This window comes from Serratia ureilytica (assembly GCF_017309605.1).
Lineage (GTDB): Bacteria > Pseudomonadota > Gammaproteobacteria > Enterobacterales > Enterobacteriaceae > Serratia > Serratia ureilytica.
Window position 1 is genome coordinate 4883846 of the sequence record NZ_CP071320.1, and the last position, 18190, is coordinate 4902035.

The 18190-nt window shown below is 58.6% G+C and carries 15 protein-coding genes and 4 tRNA genes; 4 read left to right on the forward strand and 15 right to left on the reverse strand.

Annotated elements, in window-relative coordinates; all coding sequences use genetic code 11:
- The first annotated feature begins 298 nt into the window (after positions 1-298).
- The 4 genes from hemC to hemY are packed head-to-tail and all read left to right on the forward strand — an operon-like array spanning position 299 to position 4324.
- Positions 299-1240, forward strand: a complete 942-nt coding sequence (hemC, locus tag J0X03_RS23130; protein ID WP_160203889.1) for a hydroxymethylbilane synthase — start codon at positions 299-301, stop codon at positions 1238-1240.
- Positions 1237-1977: a uroporphyrinogen-III synthase gene (gene hemD, locus J0X03_RS23135; protein WP_033645028.1), complete on the forward strand. Its 741-nt coding sequence runs from the start codon at positions 1237-1239 to the stop codon at positions 1975-1977. The genes hemC and hemD overlap by 4 nt, the downstream gene beginning before the upstream one ends.
- 22 nt (positions 1978-1999) lie before the next feature.
- On the forward strand, positions 2000-3124 hold the full coding sequence (gene hemX / locus J0X03_RS23140; RefSeq protein WP_033645029.1) for a uroporphyrinogen-III C-methyltransferase: 1125 nt from the start codon (positions 2000-2002) through the stop codon (positions 3122-3124).
- Positions 3125-3127: 3 nt separating this feature from the next.
- Positions 3128-4324 (forward strand): protoheme IX biogenesis protein HemY, encoded by a 1197-nt coding sequence (hemY, locus tag J0X03_RS23145; RefSeq protein ID WP_160203888.1) that lies wholly within the window; start codon positions 3128-3130, stop codon positions 4322-4324.
- A 726-nt stretch (positions 4325-5050) separates the two neighbouring features.
- On the opposite strand, the gene J0X03_RS23150 is transcribed toward hemY, so the two are convergent.
- The 15 genes from J0X03_RS23150 to wecB form a co-directional block, all read right to left on the reverse strand.
- Positions 5051-5127 (reverse strand) — tRNA-Pro (locus J0X03_RS23150).
- Between the two features lie 74 nt (positions 5128-5201).
- Positions 5202-5288, reverse strand: a tRNA-Leu gene (locus J0X03_RS23155).
- Positions 5289-5330: 42 nt separating this feature from the next.
- Positions 5331-5406: transfer RNA gene (locus J0X03_RS23160), tRNA-His, on the reverse strand.
- 63 nt (positions 5407-5469) lie between these two features.
- Positions 5470-5546: transfer RNA gene (locus tag J0X03_RS23165), tRNA-Arg, on the reverse strand.
- 135 nt (positions 5547-5681) lie between these two features.
- Positions 5682-7085 (reverse strand): bifunctional threonine/serine APC transporter ThrP, encoded by a 1404-nt coding sequence (thrP, locus tag J0X03_RS23170; RefSeq protein WP_004934226.1) that lies wholly within the window; start codon positions 7083-7085, stop codon positions 5682-5684.
- Positions 7086-7450: 365 nt separating this feature from the next.
- The gene (gene wecG / locus J0X03_RS23175) at positions 7451-8191 is read right to left on the reverse strand and encodes a lipopolysaccharide N-acetylmannosaminouronosyltransferase (RefSeq protein ID WP_033645032.1); all 741 of its coding nucleotides are present in this window, start codon (positions 8189-8191) and stop codon (positions 7451-7453) included.
- A 14-nt stretch (positions 8192-8205) separates the two neighbouring features.
- Positions 8206-9573: an ECA oligosaccharide polymerase gene (gene wzyE / locus J0X03_RS23180; protein WP_033645034.1), complete on the reverse strand. Its 1368-nt coding sequence runs from the start codon at positions 9571-9573 to the stop codon at positions 8206-8208.
- Positions 9570-10655, reverse strand: a complete 1086-nt coding sequence (locus tag J0X03_RS23185; RefSeq protein WP_103681949.1) for a TDP-N-acetylfucosamine:lipid II N-acetylfucosaminyltransferase — start codon at positions 10653-10655, stop codon at positions 9570-9572. The genes wzyE and J0X03_RS23185 overlap by 4 nt, the downstream gene beginning before the upstream one ends.
- Positions 10652-11902, reverse strand: a complete 1251-nt coding sequence (gene wzxE / locus J0X03_RS23190) for a lipid III flippase WzxE (protein ID WP_101453636.1) — start codon at positions 11900-11902, stop codon at positions 10652-10654. Before wzxE ends, J0X03_RS23185 begins: the two co-directional genes overlap by 4 nt.
- Position 11903: 1 nt before the next feature.
- The gene (gene rffA, locus J0X03_RS23195; protein WP_033631478.1) at positions 11904-13034 is read right to left on the reverse strand and encodes a dTDP-4-amino-4,6-dideoxygalactose transaminase; all 1131 of its coding nucleotides are present in this window, start codon (positions 13032-13034) and stop codon (positions 11904-11906) included.
- Positions 13021-13752 (reverse strand): dTDP-4-amino-4,6-dideoxy-D-galactose acyltransferase, encoded by a 732-nt coding sequence (gene rffC, locus J0X03_RS23200; RefSeq protein ID WP_069100561.1) that lies wholly within the window; start codon positions 13750-13752, stop codon positions 13021-13023. The genes rffA and rffC overlap by 14 nt, the downstream gene beginning before the upstream one ends.
- A complete protein-coding gene (gene rfbA / locus J0X03_RS23205; RefSeq protein ID WP_160203887.1) occupies positions 13730-14611 on the reverse strand; it encodes a glucose-1-phosphate thymidylyltransferase RfbA in 882 nt (293 codons plus the stop codon). Before rfbA ends, rffC begins: the two co-directional genes overlap by 23 nt.
- Before the next feature lie 49 nt (positions 14612-14660).
- Positions 14661-15728 carry a dTDP-glucose 4,6-dehydratase gene (gene rffG, locus J0X03_RS23210; protein ID WP_033645040.1) on the reverse strand — a complete coding sequence of 356 codons (1068 nt, stop codon included), beginning with the start codon at positions 15726-15728 and terminating at the stop codon, positions 14661-14663.
- Positions 15725-16987, reverse strand: coding sequence for a UDP-N-acetyl-D-mannosamine dehydrogenase (wecC, locus tag J0X03_RS23215; RefSeq protein WP_033645041.1), 1263 nt, complete (start codon positions 16985-16987; stop codon positions 15725-15727). Before wecC ends, rffG begins: the two co-directional genes overlap by 4 nt.
- A complete protein-coding gene (wecB, locus tag J0X03_RS23220; protein WP_033645042.1) occupies positions 16984-18114 on the reverse strand; it encodes a non-hydrolyzing UDP-N-acetylglucosamine 2-epimerase in 1131 nt (376 codons plus the stop codon). Before wecB ends, wecC begins: the two co-directional genes overlap by 4 nt.
- Positions 18115-18190: the final 76 nt, after the last annotated feature.

Below are 18190 nucleotides of genomic sequence, written 5' to 3' on the forward strand. Positions count from 1 at the left end.
TCCCGGTGTTTAGAAAAAACCCGTATTCCATAAGCGCCGTTAGTGTAAGAAGAATATTTGGCGACTTATTGCTGGAAACGTGATCAATTTAACACCTTGCTGATTGACCGTAAAGGAGGTAACGCTTCACAATTATTGTAGCGCTTCCCTAAACGATTTACCCGCAGTGTTAACTGCCCCAAAGCACATCACACGTCCCTTTGATTCCGTTGTCCTTTTTCCACCTCCGGCTTCTTGCACTGACAGTATTGACTCTCAGTGGTAGGATGGATGGCGAAATATAAAAACGGTAACAAGCATGTTAGACAAAATTATTCGAATTGCCACCCGACAAAGCCCGCTTGCACTTTGGCAAGCACATTATGTGCAGCAACGTCTGATGGCCTGCCATCCCGGCCTGCAGGTCGAGTTGGTGCCGATGGTCACCCGCGGCGACGTTATTCTGGATACGCCGTTGGCGAAAGTCGGCGGTAAAGGCCTGTTTGTTAAAGAACTCGAGCTCGCGCTGCTGGAAGGCCGCGCCGACATCGCCGTGCATTCGATGAAAGACGTGCCGGTCGATTTCCCTGCCGGGCTCGGTTTGACCACCATTTGCGAACGCGAAGATCCGCGCGACGCTTTTGTTTCCAATCGTTTCGCCTCGTTCGATCAGCTGCCGCTGGGCAGCGTGGTCGGCACCTCCAGCCTGCGCCGTCAGTGCCAGCTGCGTGAACGCCGCCCGGATCTTGTCGTGCGCGACCTGCGCGGTAACGTCGGCACTCGCCTGGCCAAGCTGGACAATGGCGACTACGACGCGATTATCCTGGCGGTGGCCGGCCTGAAGCGTTTAGGCCTGGAGCAACGCATCCGCAGCCCGCTGAGCGCCGAAGAGTGCCTGCCGGCGGTCGGCCAGGGTGCAGTCGGCATTGAATGCCGTCTCGACGACAGCGTCACCCGCGCGCTGCTGGCGCCGCTGAACCATGCGGCCACCGAAACCCGCGTGCGCGCCGAGCGGGCGATGAATACCCGCCTGGAAGGCGGCTGCCAGGTGCCGATCGGCAGCTATGCCGAACTGGATGGCGACAGCCTGTGGCTGCGCGCCCTGGTCGGCGCGCCGGACGGCAGCCAGATGGTGCGCGGCGAACGCCGCGGCCCGGCCGCCGAGGCCGAACGGATGGGCATTGAGCTGGCGGAAGAGTTGCTGGCGCGCGGCGCGCGCGAGATCCTGCGCGAGGTTTATCAGGGAAATCCGCCGGCATGACGATCCTGGTAACCCGCCCATCGCCTTCGGGGGAGCTGTTAGTGAGCCGGCTGCGCGCACTCGGCCGGGTTGCCTATCATGCACCGCTGATCGACTTCGCGCCGGGCGGCGACCTGCCGAAGCTGCCGCAGGCGTTGCAGCAGCTTAGCGCCGGCGATCTGGTGTTCGTGCTGTCGCAACATTCGGTGAGTTATGCCGATTCGGTTATCGGCCGCGCCGGGCTGAGTTGGCCCGCTCACCTGGCCTATTACGCCATCGGCCGCACCACCGGGCTGGCGCTGCACCGCATCAGCAGTTTGCCGGTGGAATACCCGCGCGAACGCGAGATCAGCGAAACGCTGCTGTTGCTGCCGGCGCTGCAAAAATTGGCGGGCAAACGCGCGCTGATTTTACGCGGCAACGGCGGCCGCGAACTGTTAGGGTCGACGCTGAGCGAGCGCGGCGCCGACGTCAGCTATTATGAATGTTATCAACGCAGCCCGGTGCACTACGACGGCAGCGAGCAAAGCGCCCACTGGCAGCGCGCCGGTGTGGATACGCTGGTGGTGACCAGCGGTGAAATGTTACAACAGCTCTATACTTTAGTTCCTGATTACTATCGTTCTTCATGGCTGCTGCGTTGCCGCCTGGTAGTAGTGAGCGAACGCCTGGCTACCCTCGCCCGGGAATTGGGCTGGCGTACGATTCGGGTAGCTGACAACGCCGATAATGACGCGCTGATCCGCGCGCTACAATAATCTGACTATGGGATGTGCCACTATGACGGAACAAAATACCCCAGCCGCCCCGGTTGAAGAACCCACCACCGCGGTTGAGAGCTCCCAGCAGCCAGCCGCTGCCAGCCGCAAAGGCAAGAACACCGGCCCGGTGCTCGGCGCGATCGCTATCGTGCTGGTCATCGCCCTCGGCGCGGGCGGTTATTACCATACGCACAAGCAGGCACAACAGCTGATCGCCGCCAATCAGGCGCTGCAGCAGCAGCTTGACGGCGTGAAGCAGAGCCAGCAGCAGGAAAGAAATGCGCTGGAAGGCTTGTTGCAACAACAGGGTAAAACCCTGGACGCCGCCGATCGCGAGCAGGCAAACCTGGCGCGCCAACTGAGCGAGCTGCAGGAAAAAGTGGCGACCATCTCCGGCAGCGACGCCAAAACCTGGCTGCTGGCGCAGGCCGATTTCCTGGTGAAAATGGCCGGCCGCAAGCTATGGAGCGATCAGGACGTGACCAGCGCCGCCGCGCTGCTGAAAAGCGCCGACGCCAGCCTGGCGGACATGAACGATCCGAGCCTGCTCGACGTGCGCCGCGCCATTACCGAAGACATCAGCACGCTTTCTACGCTGACCCAGGTCGATTACGACGGCATCATCCTCAAGGTCAATCAGCTGTCCAATCAGGTGGATAACCTGCGCCTGGCCGATAACGACACCGACGAAGCGCCAATGGATCAAAACAGCAGCGAGCTCTCCGGCTCGATCGGCGAATGGCGGCAGAACCTGGCCAAGAGCTGGCGCAATTTCATGGCCGACTTCATCACCATCCGCCGTCGCGATACCAGCGCCGAACCGCTGCTGGCGCCGAACCAGGACATCTACCTGCGCGAAAACATCCGTTCGCGCCTGCTGGTGGCCGCACAGGCCATTCCGCGTCACCAGAACGAGACCTACAAGCAGTCGCTGGAAACCGTCTCCACCTGGGTGCGCGCCTATTTCGACACCACCGACCCGGCGACCAAGGCCTTCCTTGAAGAGCTGGACAGCCTGAGCCAACAGTCGATCTCGATGGACGTGCCGGATCAGCTGAAAAGCCAGCCGCTGCTCGAGAAAGTGATGCAGACCCGGGTGCGCAACCTGATGACCCAGTCCCCTGCCGCTCATCAGGAGGGTTAAGCCATGTTACGCGTGCTATTTCTGTTCCTGGTGGTGATCGCCAGCGTGGTGCTCGGGCCGATGTTGGCCGGGCATCAGGGCTATGTGCTGATCCAGACCGATAACTACAATATTGAAACCAGCGTCACCGGGCTGGTGATCATGTTGGTGCTGCTGTTCGTGGTGCTGCTGGCGATCGAGTGGATCCTGCGCCGCATCTTCCGTACCGGCGCCCGCACGCGCGGTTGGTTTATCGGCCGCAAGCGCACCCGCGCGCGTCAGCAAACCAAAGCCGCGCTGATCAAACTGGCGGAGGGCGACTACAAGCAGGTTGAAAAACTGATGACGCGCAACGCCGACCACGCCGAACAGCCGGTGGTGAACTACCTGCTGGCCGCCGAAGCCGCACAGCAACGCGGCGACGACTTCCGCACCAATCAGTATCTGGAGCGCGCTGCCGAAGCGGCCGACACCGATCAGCTGCCGGTGGATATCACCCGGGTTCGTATCCAGCTGGCGCAGGGCGAGAACCACGCCGCGCGCCACGGCGTCGATCGCCTGCTTAACCAGGCGCCGCGCCATCCGGAAGTGCTGCGCCTGGCGGAACAAGCCTATCTGCGCACCGGTGCCTATGCGTCGCTGCTGGAAGTGCTGCCGTCGATGCGTAAAATCGAACTCCACAGCGAAGAGCAGCTGCAGGCCTTGCAGCAACAGGCTTATATCGGGCTGATGAATCAGGCGATGGCGGACGAAGGCAGCGAAGGCCTGAAGCGCTGGTGGAAAGATCAGAGCCGCAAGACGCGTCACGAAGTGCCGCTGCAAATCGCGATGGTGGAACACCTGATCGAATGCAACGACCACGAACTGGCGCAGGAGATTGTGCTCGACGGCCTGAAACGCCAATACGACGAGCGCCTGGTGCTGTTGCTGCCGCGGCTGAAGTCCGGCAACCCCGAGCAGTTGGAGAAAGCGCTGCGCCAGCAGATGAAGCAACACGGTGCGACGCCGCTGTTGAACAGCACGCTGGGGCAGTTGCTGATGAAGCACGGCGAGTGGCAGCAAGCGGCCGACGTCTTCCGTGAAGCGCTGAAACAGCGCCCGGATGCCTACGACTACGCCTGGTTGGCCGATACGCTGGAAAAACTGCATCGTTCGGATGAAGCGGCGCAGATGCGGCGTGAGGGGCTGATGTTGACGCTGAAACAGAACGGCGGCGAATAACGCCCTGCCCGAGAGAGAAAAGCGCGGCTCCGATGCCGCGCTTTTTTTTGCCCAATGGTTTTCTTAAGCGCAAAAAAAAAACACTTGCCGCATGGCAAGTGTATAAAGAAGCAATCAGGTCTAGGACAACAGGGGCGGTGCCTCACTCAACGTTCTGCCCTGAGCGTGATGACGGGTTAGTCATCGTTCTCGTGGGCGATAGGCACCCTAAATCGGCTCTGCGTCATTCCCAGGGTTTATGAGGCCTAAGGCGAACATAAGAGGTGGAATGAGCATCTACGCAATAGATAATGCACTTGGCGTGCCAACTTTTAAATTGAGGCTCTCACATAGAAAGACAGATAGTAATATATTGAAATTATTGATTTTTTATTTAACTCTGCCTTTCCCGCCACAAATCACTCTCTGGCGTTCCGTGCCGGCGGTCTTTATCAGGTTGTCGCCTCGAAACGACGACTTAAGTCAAAGCCAGATTTATCGTTTTAAATCAATGAATTATTTGTCTCAACCTGACGACAGCGCCGGATGGTATTGTCGCTGAAAACCAACACGTTTGCAGGCAGGCACCCGATGCTCCCCCCAGAGAGGCAAAAAAGCCCGCGCAGTGCTGCACGGGCTTGCCGATATTCGTTTCATTTCACGAGGCTCGAACCTCCTGCGGAGGTGCTCATCCTCATAAACTGCAAACGAAAAAAAACCTGCTTTAAAAAGCAGGTTTTTCGAATGTGGTCGGCGAGAGAGGATTCGAACCTCCGACCCACTGGTCCCAAACCAGTTGCGCTACCAAGCTGCGCTACTCGCCGATTTGTGTTGCTCATACTACCCGATTTATCAGACCGTTGTCCATATAAATCTTATATTTATCAGATATTTTGCGTGGTGCGAAGAGAGGGACTTGAACCCTCACGTCCGTAAGAACACTAACACCTGAAGCTAGCGCGTCTACCAATTCCGCCACCTTCGCACTGTCACAAAATACTGCTAAATCTTCACTTCGCTTAGGAAGTGGGGTGGCTAATGGGACTCGAACCCACGACAACTGGAATCACAATCCAGGGCTCTACCAACTGAGCTATAGCCACCATTACTACTTCTTCTTACTCACGCGGTAATATTACCACCGCAGCTCCTGCGCACAAACTTAATGGCGCGCCCGACAGGATTCGAACCTGAGACCTCTGCCTCCGGAGGGCAGCGCTCTATCCAGCTGAGCTACGGGCGCGTAGCGCCGTTGCGGGAGGGGATACTACGGATTTACGCCAATCCTGTCTAGTGCTTTTTCGCAGAAATGTTGCGTTTGATTACGCTTTGCTCACTCCTGCGCAGGAAAGCGCACTCCGTAGCCCCTTTTCACCGTTTATTGCCGCGTTTCTACCCGATTTTCAGCCGGATGATGTTTCTTATGCATGCCGAAAGCGAAGTAGCACAGGCTGACGCCCGCTAAGAAAATCGCCCCGACCAGCAGGGAAATTCGCGTATCCGGGTTGATTCCCATGCCGACCAGCACGCAAACCAGAAAAGCGATGGTCAGATAATTCACATACGGGAACATGATCGACTTAAAGCTGTGGTTTTTGATCGCTTCCTTGTGCGCGCGGCGGAAATAGAGTTGGCTTATCAGCACCACGAACCACGGCACCATGCCCGGCAACACGCTGGCGCTGTAGACATAGACGAACACCTGCTCCGGATTAGGGATGATGTAGTTCAGCGCGGAGCCCACCAACAGGCAGCCGATGGTGACGGCAATGCAGTTGACCGGCACGCCGCTGGCGGAAAGCTTGGTCAGCGCCGCCGGCAGTTGGCGATTCTTGGCCAGGGCGTACAGCATGCGGCCGCCGCTGTACATGCCGCTGTTGCAACCGGAAAGCGCGGCGGTCAGTACCACGAAGTTAATGATGCCGGCAGCGGCGACGATGCCGATCTTGGCGAAGGTCAGCACGAACGGGCTGCCGGTAGTGCCGATGCCGTTCCACGGGAAGATGGTCACGATGACGAAGATCGCGCCGACATAGAAGATCAGGATGCGCCACAGGATATTGTTGATCGCACGTTTCAGCGTCACCTGCGGGTTTTTGGCTTCCCCGGCGGTAATGCCCACCAGCTCAACCCCCTGATAGGACGCCACCACGATGCACAGCGCAAACAGGAAGCCCTTCCAGCCGCCGGCAAAGAAGCCGCCGTGCGCCGTCAGATTGGCGAAACCGATAGGTTCACCGCCGTTGCCGAAACCGAAGAAGATCACCCCCAGCCCCACCAGAATCATCACGATGATGGTGGTGACCTTGATCATGGCGAACCAGAACTCCAGCTCACCGTACAGGCGCACCGCCGCCAGGTTGGCCAGCGCCACCATCGCCACGGCGATCAGCGCGGGGACCCACTGCGGTATTTCCGGGAACCAGAACTGCACATACACCCCGATGGCGGTGATCTCGGAAATGCCGACGGCGATCCACATAAACCAGTACCCCCAGGCAGTCAGGTAGCCGAAATAGGGATTCATGTATTTATGCGCGTAAACGGCGAACGACCCGGCGACCGGCTCGAGGAACAGCATCTCCCCCATCGAACGCATAATGAAGAACACGAACAGCCCGGCGATGATGTAAGCCAGCAGTACCGACGGCCCGGCCCATTTCAGCGTACTGGCCGATCCCATAAACAGGCCGACACCAATGGTGCCCCCGAGAGCGATAAGCTCGATGTGCCGGGCCTCAAGGCCTCGGTGTAGCCCTTGCGGTTTCTCTTTGTGTGCCATAAATCCTCAATAATTTTTCTCGGGTTGTGTTTGCCTGCCGGCCGCTGCCGGTCGTTATTGTCATTATTAAAAGAATAAATCATCCCCTGCCGTTCGAGTTGGCATCAACGGGTAGTCGGAGCGAAGTTACCGTGAGAAGAACATCGTTCAGCGCTGTCGCATCAGGCTTCAGCGGCCAGGGATAATTTCCGGGCGGTATCGTTTCGCATTTCGTCGCTATAAGCAAACCGCAATTTAAAACTTTATGGAATAAATGCGGCGACGTTTAGGGCTGGGGGTTATAGATATGCGGGAGAAATAGACAAAAGCAGATTATTGGTACAGCAGACCGGGGCGAACCGACACATTCCACCCCGGATAAGCGATTACATTTTACCGCTGTAGTAGTAGCCGACAAACTTCAACAGCTTCAGCTGCCGGCCGATACGGCTGGGCTGGCTGAGCAGGCGGTAAAGCCACTCCAGACCGAGTTTCTGCCACACCTTGGGCGCACGCTTCACATGGCCGGTAAACACGTCGTAGGTGCCGCCCACGCCCATATACAGCGCCTGCGGATGCACCTTGCGGCAGTCGCGCATCAGGATCTCCTGCTTCGGCGATCCCATCGCCACCGTCACGATGGCGGCGCCGCTGGCGCGAATACGCTCGAACAGCGCCTCTCGCTGCTCCGGTTTGAAATAGCCGTCCTGGCTGCCCACCAGGTTAACGTTCCACTGGCTGCGCAGCTTCCGTTCGGTTTCCGCCAGCACCTCCGGCTTGCCGCCGACCAGGAAGACCGGCGTGCCTTCACGGCCGGCGCGCTGCATCAAGGCTTCCCAAAGATCGGCGCCCGCGACGCGCGAAACGTCCGCCGCCGGGTATTTGCGGCGAATCGAGCGCACCATGCTGATGCCGTCGGCGTACTTGTACTCCGCTTCATCCAGCAACGCATGCAGCGCCGGGTCCTCTTCCGCCTTCAGGATCTTTTCCGCATTCATGGCCACCAACGTGCCCTGTTTGACTCGGCCGCCGTCGAACAAAAAGTCCATGCAGTGCGCCATATCGCGAAAGCCCCACAGGCTGAAACCGCGCAGCTCATACTGCGGCACCGAAATCTTTGTTTCCATCGTCGTCATTACCCTTACAAAAAACCGTCCGCCCGTGGGGGAGAGGCCAGCGCGCGGGCGCGCGTCACTCTGGCCTTGATGAGCCCGGCGGTATCGAACAGCCAATACAGCAACTTCGCCAGCACCAGACAGGCGCCGAAAATAATGCAGAAGAACACCACGCGCGAAACGAATGAGTCCACCCCTTCGCGCGCCAACACGATCATGTTGAACACCGCGCCGAAGCAGAATCCTTGCAGGATAGCCGCCTTATAGCGGTTCGGTTCGGTTTTGCCCAACTCATACAGCCAGTCGAACCACTTGATGATCATGCCCACCAGAATCGCGCCGAGCGGGATGAACAGCGCGCCGCCCATCACCACCAGCGAACCGATCAGCGTCGGGGATATCGCCAGCCCGGAGTGGTTGTTCAGCACTTCCCAGGTAAAATAGTTGGCCGAGTTCAGCACCACGTCCGGCCGGCCCGGCCATAGCCACGTTGGGATAAAGACGTAGAAATCACGCAGGATCGGCGCCAGGCCCTGGAAATCGATCTTGTCGTAATTTTGCAGCAGCAGCGCCAGATTTTCCCACGGCGAGAAAGTGTCTCGGGTCAGATAGAGGAAGGTATAAAACGCTTCCGCGCCGCTGACGTCCAGGCTGTAGCGCTTCAACGCCAGCCAGAACATGCCGACCACGCCGAATATGCCGGCCGCCGCCAACATCCACAGCGTGATCCAGCCGCGCACGATGCCGATAAACAGGAACAGCGCGAAGGCGATGATGATATTGGCGCGGGTGCCGCCGACGATGACGTAGGTCAAAATGCCGAACGCCACCGTCGCCACCAGGAACAAGAACCAGGCGCGCAGATCCTGCCGCAGGAAATAGACCACCAGCATCGCCGGAATGAAGAAGTAGAAGAACCGTTTGAGCGCCACGCCGGACACGTCGCTGGAGAAGATCTGGCTGTAGGAATTGAGCTTGAACAGCAGGAAGCCGTTCTGCATGAAGAAGATACCCACGGTCCCGATCGCCACCAGCGCCAGCAGCACCCAGGTCATATGGGTTTCCACCCGGTTCATGGTGAACAGCGCCGCGCGCGGCTGAGAGCGGCGCTTGCGCAGCCGGGTCTTGTAGGTGACGTAATAGATGGCGTAAAACGCCGTCGCCGACAGCAAGGCGTACAGCAGAAACTCCACCGGCACCACCTCGACGTCAAACTGAAACACCAGCAGACAGGTCAGCGGGAAGCCGAAATAAAACGTCAGCAAATACAGCAGCGAGAAGAAGACGTTGAAGTTAAAGCGCACGCGCCGAAACTCCTGGTAGGTCAGCGTCAGAATAAACGTCAGGCTGACCAGGTAGACGACGAACAGACCGCCGAATTGCGCCAACGTCATGAGTGCTCTCCCGCCGCCAGCGCCAGGGCTTGCTGCCAGCCATCGACATAGTTCGGATTAAAGAAGGCGATCGTCTGCTTATCCACCGCCGCCAGCTGACGCTGCGCTTCGCGCACCACCGCCTCGTCGAGCGAGTCGCCGTAGAACAGCACCGGCAGGTGCTGTTCCGCCAAATCCTGCCAGAACGGGTTCTGCCGGCTGAGCACGAAAGGCACGCCAAACTGAATCAGCAGACACAGGGTGCCTATCCCCTGCTGGCGATTGAAAATGAAATAACCCAGATCGCAGGCGCGCAGGATGTTGAGGTAGTCCTCAAACGCCACCTGCTGCGTGAGCAGCTGCAGGTTTTTCTCGCCGAACAGCGGCAACCCGGCGGCGCGCACCTGCTCGATGTAGGCGTCGTTATTGGCCGGATAGCCCATCGGCAGGATCACGCGCACGTCAGCGCCGAACTGCTGATGTATCGCCTGCAGCGCTTCGATATGCCGGTTGCTGCGATCGCCGGAGTTGCCCACCAGAATCGTCATCGGCCCGGCCAGATTTTTCTCGACGTGAACGTCGGTCAGCGCCGGATCCATCCGCGTCGGGAAGTACAACAGCGAGGCCGGCACCCGCGCATGGCGCTGCTGATAGTGGATCACGTCGCCGCGGGTGGCGAACACGTTCCCCACTCGCCCCTGAGCAATGCGGCGCAGCAGGTAAAACAGCCGAAATTTCCAGCTGGTGGCGTCTTCGTACAGATCGGCACCCCAAATATGCCAACTGACCTGATGCGCCTTGATCTTGCCGCTCAGCAGCGCCAGCCACAGCCCCGGGTTAAACTGACCGTGCAGGAAGAAGCGCGCATCGCTATCGGCCTGGGCGCGGGCGATCACCGCCGCCGCCAGGCTCTTCTTGTCGGCGTAAGGCTCAATGTTCAGAGCGGGGAAATCCCCCAGTGCCGCCACATCCTTGGCCGCCACCATAAAATGCCGCGTCTGCTCAGCCGGCAAACGCGGCGCCAGCACGTCGTTGAAGAAGCGCAGCACCGTCTGGTTATGATGCGGGATATCGGATCCCAGAACGTGAATCAGTGTGGTCATACTCGTCTACGATAAATAAGAAACACGCAGCTACAGAGCGCGAAATACACGATGTAGGTTGCCATATAGGCCTGAGCCGCCCCCAGCGCGCCGCGCAGCGGGATCAGCCAGTGCGAGAACAGCGTCAGCAGCAGAAACTGGCTGACTTCCGTCAGGATATAAAAGCGCAGCGACGCTTTGGCGATCACCAGATAGCCGAATACATAGGCCCCGACTTTCAGCACGTCGCCCACCAGCTGCCAGGCAAACAGATCGCGCATGGCGACGAACTTGTCCGAGAACAGCAGCCAGATGGCGAAATCACGCAGCAACCACACCGTAAAGCTCGCCGCCGCTACGGCCGGCAGCACGAATTTCAGCGAGCGCACGATCTCCCGCGAGATGGCGCCCTTGTCCGTCAACCGCGACAGCGTCGGCAGCAGATAGACGGTAAACGAGGCGGTGATAAACTGCAGATAGGCATCGGAAATGCTGCTGACGCCTTGCCAGATCCCCACTTCATCCCAACCGTAATGCGCGGCCAACAGGTTACGCATCATCACGTAAGCCACCGGCAGCGTCACCGAGGTGATCAACGCCATGAGGGTGAATTTGCCGAGATTGCCGGCCACCCCTTTGTCCCAGCGCGGAGCCAGGTAGCGCAGCGGCAACGTTTTGCGCCGCCACAGCATCAGCCCGGCCGGCAGCACCACCAACGCCGGCACCAACGCCAGCCCTGCCAGCGCGCCTTCATAGCCGCCCAGCTTGAAGCACAGATAATAAGCCACCACGCCGAGCAGGCTGCCGCCGATCACCGCCAGCGCGTTGCCCATCGCGTCGCGATAGCCTTTCAGCACCGCCATGAACAGGTTGGCGTAGGCGATGCCCATCTGAATGAAGGCGACGGCGCGCACCACGCCGACGTAATCGGCATGCCCGAACAGCCCGATGCTGATCGGCTCGGCGGCGAACAAAAACACCAGCGCCAGCAAGGTCGAAAAGCCCAGCACAATGCTCGACGCGGTGCCGACCGCCAGACGCAGACGCTGCGAGTCCTGGTGGTACTCCGCCACGTATTTGGTGATGCCGTTAAAAATGCCCGCGCCGGACAGCACGCCCAGCACGGTGATCAACTGGCGAAAGTTACCCGCCTGCCCCACGCCGCTGGGGCCAAACGCCACCGCCAGCAATTTCACCACCAATAGCCCCACGCCAATTTTGATCAGCGTAGAGCCGGCGGTCCATATCGATGCTTTTGCCAACGACATATCAGGCGAAGAAGCTCAGAATGGTATTGATTACCGTACGCTGATTGACATCGGACATATTGTAGAACAGCGGCAAGCGCACCAGACGCGCACTTTCCTGCGTGGTGTAACGGTCTTCGCCGGCAAAGCGGCCAAACTGTTCGCCGGCCGGGCAGTCATGCAGCGGGATATAGTGGAACACGGCCATGATTTCGGCTTCCTTCAGGTAGTCGATAAAGGCCGTGCGCTCTTCGATATCGCGCAGCTTGATATAGAACATGTGCGCGTTATGCACGCAGTCCGCCGGAATGCTCGGCAACTCGATACGGCCTGACCGAACCAACGGCAGGAAACTGTCGTAGTACTTCTGCCACAGCGACAGGCGGCGCTGGTTGATGCGCTCCGCCACTTCCAGCTGACCCCACAGGTAGGCGGCCTGCAGGTCAGACATCAAGTAGCTGGAGCCGATGTCGCGCCAGGTATATTTGTCGACCTGGCCACGGAAGAACTGGCTGCGGTTGGTGCCTTTCTCGCGGATGACTTCCGCCCGATCGATCAGGGCCGGATCGTTCACCAGCGTCGCACCGCCTTCGCCGCCGGCGGTATAGTTTTTGGTTTCATGGAAGCTGAAGCAGCCGATATGGCCGATGGTGCCCAATGCCTTGCCTTTATAGGTCGACATCACGCCCTGCGCGGCGTCTTCCACCACGAACAGGTTATATTTCTTCGCCAGCGCCATGATGGTATCCATCTCGCAGGCGACGCCGGCGTAGTGTACCGGCACGATCGCGCGGGTTTTATCGGTAATCGCCGCTTCGATTTTGGTTTCGTCGATGTTCATGGTGTCCGGACGCAGATCGACGAACACCACTTTGGCGCCGCGCAGCACAAAGGCGTTGGCGGTTGAAACGAAGGTAAAGCTCGGCATGATCACTTCGTCGCCCGGCTGAATATCCAGCAGGATGGCGGCCATTTCCAACGACGCGGTGCAGGAAGGCGTCAACAGCACTTTCGCGCTGCCGAAATGCTGTTCCATCCACTGCTGGCAGCGACGGGTAAAACCGCCGTCGCCGCACAACTTGCCGCTGCCCATGGCAGCCTGCATATATTCCAGTTCAGTGCCAACAACCGGTGGTGCGTTAAATGGAATCATGTCTACCTCTGTATAACCAGTACGCGGTGCTTTCAATCACGGCACCCTGTCGTTGATAGAGTCGTAATGCGGCGATATTGCCTATCTGGGTCGCGACCCGCAGGTGCTGCATCCCCTGACGCCGGGATTCGGCGATCGCCGCCGCCATCAGCCTGGAACCAATCCCCCGGCCGGATGCGCCGGGGAAAGCTGCCAACAGGCCGATGCGTGTTTCCCGTTCGCCCAAATTGCGCAGGCTGACGAATCCTTCTGGGTGCCCCTGTTCGTCCAGCGCCAACAGGCACTGATGATCGAAGGTGCCCAAAACGGCCTTTTCGATCCACAAAGCATAAAACCGGCCGCTGTCATCAGGTTGATACCAGGGCGCACGAAAGCGGCTGGCGGCGAACGCCTGAGCCGCCGCGCTACGCAATGCGGGGATATCGGCCTCGGTCGCAAAGCGTATCGCCTGTACGCGGTCACCAAATTCAAGTATCGACCTGTTATCAAGCGCCAAAACCAGATCGACCTCGCCCTCAACCAGGCGGAAGCCGAAATCGGCCAAGTCATCCGCCAAGGCCAGTTGCTGCGCGGAGATTTTGGCCTGCACCAGGGCATAAGCCGCCAAGTCGGCCTCAGCCAGAACCGGGGCTGAGGAGGAGAAGATGAGTTTCGCGCTGTCCAGCGCGAAAAACTCACTTTCCCATGACAAAGGCTCAATAATGGCGTGGACGCACATGCAGCAAATCCAGCAAATACTTGCCATAGCCGGTTTTGGACAAGGAGTGGGCGGCACGTTTGACGCCCTCATCATCCAGCCAACCGTTGCGCCAGGCGATCTCTTCCAGACAGGCGATTTTAAATCCCTGACGTTTCTCGACCGTCTGCACGAAGCTACTGGCTTCCAGCAGGCTGTCGTGAGTCCCGGTGTCCAACCAGGCAAAACCGCGCCCCAGCAGCTCGACAGTCAGATCACCGCGCTCCAGATACATCTGGTTGATGCTGGTAATTTCCAGCTCGCCGCGCTCGGAAGGCTTCACCTGCTTGGCAAACTCCACCACCTGGCTATCGTAGAAATACAAGCCGGTTACCGCCCAATCGGATTTCGGTTTTTTCGGTTTTTCTTCGATCGACAGCGCGCGGAAATTGTCGTCAAACTCCACAACGCCAAAGCGCTCAGAATCCATGACCTGATAACCGAACACGGTGGCGCCCTCGGTACGAGCCGCGACGGTTTTTAATTTCGGACTGAAAGACTGGCCGAAGAAGATGTTATCTCCCAACACCAGGCAGCAAGAATCGCCGTTGATGAACTCCTCGCCGATCAGGAACGCCTGGGCCAGGCCTTCCGGCTTAGGTTGCGCGGCGTAGCTGAGATTGACGCCAAACTGTTCGCCATTACCCAGCAAACGTTCGAAGGACGGCAAATCCGCTGTGGTCGAGATGATTAAAATGTCGCGAATCCCCGCCAACATCAGCACCGACATCGGATAATAAATCATCGGTTTGTCATAGATCGGCAACAGCTGTTTGGACACGCCGCGCGTGATCGGATGCAAACGCGTGCCGGAACCGCCGGCCAGAATAATACCTTTCATACTAGCTCCCAAATCCGCAGCGCCTTATAAGGACAGCACTGCGCTACATTCAATCGGACAGCCCCAAACGCTCGCCGGCATAAGAACCGTCTTGCACCCGGCGCCACCAGACTTCGTTATTCAGGTACCAAACCACGGTTTTGCGAATGCCGCTTTCGAACGTTTCCTGCGGCCGCCACCCCAACTCACGGTCGATCTTGCCAGCGTCGATGGCGTAACGCATATCGTGGCCCGGACGATCCTTGACGTAAGTGATCAGATCGCGGTAGTGCGCCACGCCCTGCGGTTTGTTCGGCGCCAGTTCTTCCAGCAGGTCACAGATGGTCTGCACCACTTCGATATTCTTGCGCTCGTTATGGCCGCCGATATTGTAAGTTTCGCCCACCACGCCTTCGGTCACCACCTGATAGAGCGCGCGCGCGTGATCCTCGACATACAGCCAGTCGCGCACCTGCGCGCCGTTGCCATATACCGGCAGCGGTTTACCAGCGACGGCATTCAGGATAACCAGCGGGATCAGCTTCTCCGGGAAGTGATAAGGGCCGTAGTTGTTCGAACAGTTGGTGACGAGGGTCGGCAAACCATAGGTGCGCAGCCAGGCGCGCACCAGATGATCGCTCGACGCCTTGGAAGCGGAATACGGGCTGCTCGGCGCATAGGGCGTGGTTTCGGTGAACAGATCGTCAGTGCCATGCAGATCGCCGTACACTTCGTCGGTGGAGATATGATGGAAGCGGAAAGCCTGCTTCTTCTCCGCCGCCAACGGCTGCCAATAGTGGCGCGCCGCTTCCAGCAGGGTGTAAGTGCCGACCACGTTGGTCTCGATAAACGCCGCCGGGCCGTCGATAGAGCGATCGACGTGACTTTCCGCCGCCAGGTGCATCACCACATCCGGCTGATAGCGGGCAAACACCCGATCCAACCCGACGCGATCGCAGATGTCGATCTGCTCGAAGGCATAACGATCGCTGTCGGCCACTACCGCCAGCGACTCCAGGTTACCGGCATAGGTCAGCTTATCCACCACCACTACGCTGTCGCCGGTGGCCTCGATGATATGTCGCACGACCGCAGAACCAATAAATCCGGCGCCACCGGTGACTAAGATACGCTTCAACGCCAAACTCCTTTGGTATCCACCACCCAGCTTTGCTTGATCTCTTCCGGCCGGATGGCCTTGAACTGCTGATGATCGACCAACATCACGATCACATCGGCCTGCTGCAACGCCTCAGCGATCGTTTTCAACGCCACATGACCCACCAACGATGCCGGCAGGTGTTCGACGTTAGGTTCCACGACTAGCGTTTCCCCCGAATGCCAATCAGCAATCAAATGGGCAACTTCCACCGCCGGGCTTTCACGCAGATCGTCGATATTGGGTTTGAACGCCAGGCCGAAGCAGGCGATTTTCACCTCGGACGCGCGCTTGTTAGTCGCGGCCAGGCAATCGGCCACCGCCGCTTTCACCCGGTCGACTACCCACAGCGGTTTACCGTCGTTTACCAGGCGCGCGGTGTGGATCAGACGCGCCTGCTGCGGATTCTGCGCCACGATAAACCACGGGTCGACGGCGATGCAGTGGCCGCCGACGCCCGGGCCAGGCTGCAGAATATTCACTCGCGGATGACGGTTCGCCAAACGAATCAGTTCCCAGACGTTGATCCCCTGCTCGGCGCAAATCAACGACAGCTCGTTGGCGAAGGCAATGTTCACATCACGGAAGCTGTTTTCCGTCAGCTTGCACATCTCGGCGGTTCGCGCATTAGTCAGTACGCATTCACCCTCGAGAAAAATCTTGTATAGCGCACTGGCGCGCGCCGAGCACTTCGGCGTCATACCGCCGATCACACGGTCGTTTTTAATCAGCTCCACCATCACCTGCCCCGGCAACACGCGTTCCGGGCAGTAGGCAATATTCACGTCCGCCGCTTCGCCCGCTTGCTGCGGGAAGCTGAGATCGCTGCGCGTTTCAGCCAACCATTCCGCCACCTGCTCAGTGGCGCCCACCGGCGAAGTGGACTCAAGGATCACCAGATCGCCTTTTTTCAGCACCGGTGCCAGCGACTTCGCCGCTGTCTCGACATAGCTCAGGTCGGGTTCATGATCGCCCTTGAACGGCGTGGGCACCGCGATCAGAAACGCATCGGCCGGCTGCGGTTTGGTCACCGCCCGCAGATAACCGCCCTCAACGGCGTCCTTGACCACTTTATCCAGATCCGGTTCGACGATGTGGATCGCGCCACGGTTAATGGTATCTACCGCATGTTGGTTTACATCAACGCCCACCACTTTTTTCTTGCGTGAGGCAAACGCCGCCGCCGTTGGCAAGCCGATATAACCCAGACCAATGACAGAAATAGTGTCAAAGCTCATAGTGTCACCTGATGATTCTTTAAGGCTTCGAGGATACGCTGGCAGGCATGTCCGTCACCGTATGGGTTATGCGCCCGGCTCATCGCTTGATATTCGCTTTCGTCCGTCAACAACCGAGTTACCGTATCAACGATTTTGGTCACATCGGTCCCAACCAGACGCACCGTTCCCGCATCCACCGCCTCCGGGCGCTCGGTGGTATCGCGCATCACCAGCACCGGCTTGCCTAACGAGGGCGCCTCTTCCTGAATGCCGCCGGAATCGGTCAGGATCAGGTGCGCTTTGGTCATCAGATAAATAAACGGCAGATAATCCTGCGGTTCGATCAACATGATGTTATCGATACCTTTCAGAATACGGTTGACCGGCTCGCTGACATTCGGGTTCAGGTGCACCGGATATACTACCTGCGCCTCCGGGTGGTTGCGGGCTATTTGAGCCAACGCGCTGCAGATCCGCTCAAAACCGCCGCCGAAACTTTCCCGGCGATGGCCGGTGACCAGAATCAGTTTTTTGTCGGCGTCGAGGAACGGGTAACGCTGCGCCAGGCTAGCCTGCAGAGCGGCATCGCTCATCACCCGATCGCGCACCCAAAACAGCGCGTCGATTACCGTATTGCCGGTCACGAAAATCTGATTATCCGGCAGTGTTTCGCGCAGCAGGTTTTGACGTGAATTTTCGGTCGGCGCAAAATGGAATTTCGCCAAATGCCCCGTCAGAGTTCGGTTGGCTTCTTCAGGCCAAGGGGAGTACAGATCGCCAGTACGCAATCCGGCTTCCACATGCCCGACAGGAATTCGCTGATAGAACGCCGCCAGGCTGGTCGCCAGCGTGGTGGTGGTATCGCCGTGCACCAGCACCACATCAGGTTTGAACTCTTCCAACACCCCTTTCAGCCCTTCCAGGATGCGACAGGTGATTTCCGTTAGCCCCTGGCCAGGTTTCATGATGTTCAGGTCGTAATCCGGCGTAATCTCAAACAACCGCAATACTTGATCCAACATCTCACGATGCTGCGCCGTTACACAGACCTTTGCGTCAAAGGCCTCATCCTGAGCCAAAGCATGTACCAGCGGCGCCATTTTAATGGCTTCAGGTCTGGTGCCGAAAACAGTCAACACTTTCACAGAGAATCTCTTTTTGGTCAGTTAAGCGCAGGCGTACCTGCGAACCGAGCGCACTAAGCGCCCATCGGTAAGTTAA

What these genes read in the sequence shown, in the direction of transcription:
- hemC (WP_160203889.1), top strand. Translation starts at nt 299, where the DNA reads ATGTTAGACAAAATTATTCGAATTGCCACCCGACAAAGCCCGCTTGCA.
- hemD (WP_033645028.1), top strand. Translation starts at nt 1,237, where the DNA reads ATGACGATCCTGGTAACCCGCCCATCGCCTTCGGGGGAGCTGTTAGTG.
- hemX (WP_033645029.1), top strand. Translation starts at nt 2,000, where the DNA reads ATGACGGAACAAAATACCCCAGCCGCCCCGGTTGAAGAACCCACCACC.
- hemY (WP_160203888.1), top strand. Translation starts at nt 3,128, where the DNA reads ATGTTACGCGTGCTATTTCTGTTCCTGGTGGTGATCGCCAGCGTGGTG.
- thrP (WP_004934226.1), bottom strand. Translation starts at nt 7,085, where the DNA reads ATGGCACACAAAGAGAAACCGCAAGGGCTACACCGAGGCCTTGAGGCC.
- wecG (WP_033645032.1), bottom strand. Translation starts at nt 8,191, where the DNA reads ATGGAAACAAAGATTTCGGTGCCGCAGTATGAGCTGCGCGGTTTCAGC.
- wzyE (WP_033645034.1), bottom strand. Translation starts at nt 9,573, where the DNA reads ATGACGTTGGCGCAATTCGGCGGTCTGTTCGTCGTCTACCTGGTCAGC.
- J0X03_RS23185 (WP_103681949.1), bottom strand. Translation starts at nt 10,655, where the DNA reads ATGACCACACTGATTCACGTTCTGGGATCCGATATCCCGCATCATAAC.
- wzxE (WP_101453636.1), bottom strand. Translation starts at nt 11,902, where the DNA reads ATGTCGTTGGCAAAAGCATCGATATGGACCGCCGGCTCTACGCTGATC.
- rffA (WP_033631478.1), bottom strand. Translation starts at nt 13,034, where the DNA reads ATGATTCCATTTAACGCACCACCGGTTGTTGGCACTGAACTGGAATAT.
- rffC (WP_069100561.1), bottom strand. Translation starts at nt 13,752, where the DNA reads ATGTGCGTCCACGCCATTATTGAGCCTTTGTCATGGGAAAGTGAGTTT.
- rfbA (WP_160203887.1), bottom strand. Translation starts at nt 14,611, where the DNA reads ATGAAAGGTATTATTCTGGCCGGCGGTTCCGGCACGCGTTTGCATCCG.
- wecC (WP_033645041.1), bottom strand. Translation starts at nt 16,987, where the DNA reads ATGAGCTTTGACACTATTTCTGTCATTGGTCTGGGTTATATCGGCTTG.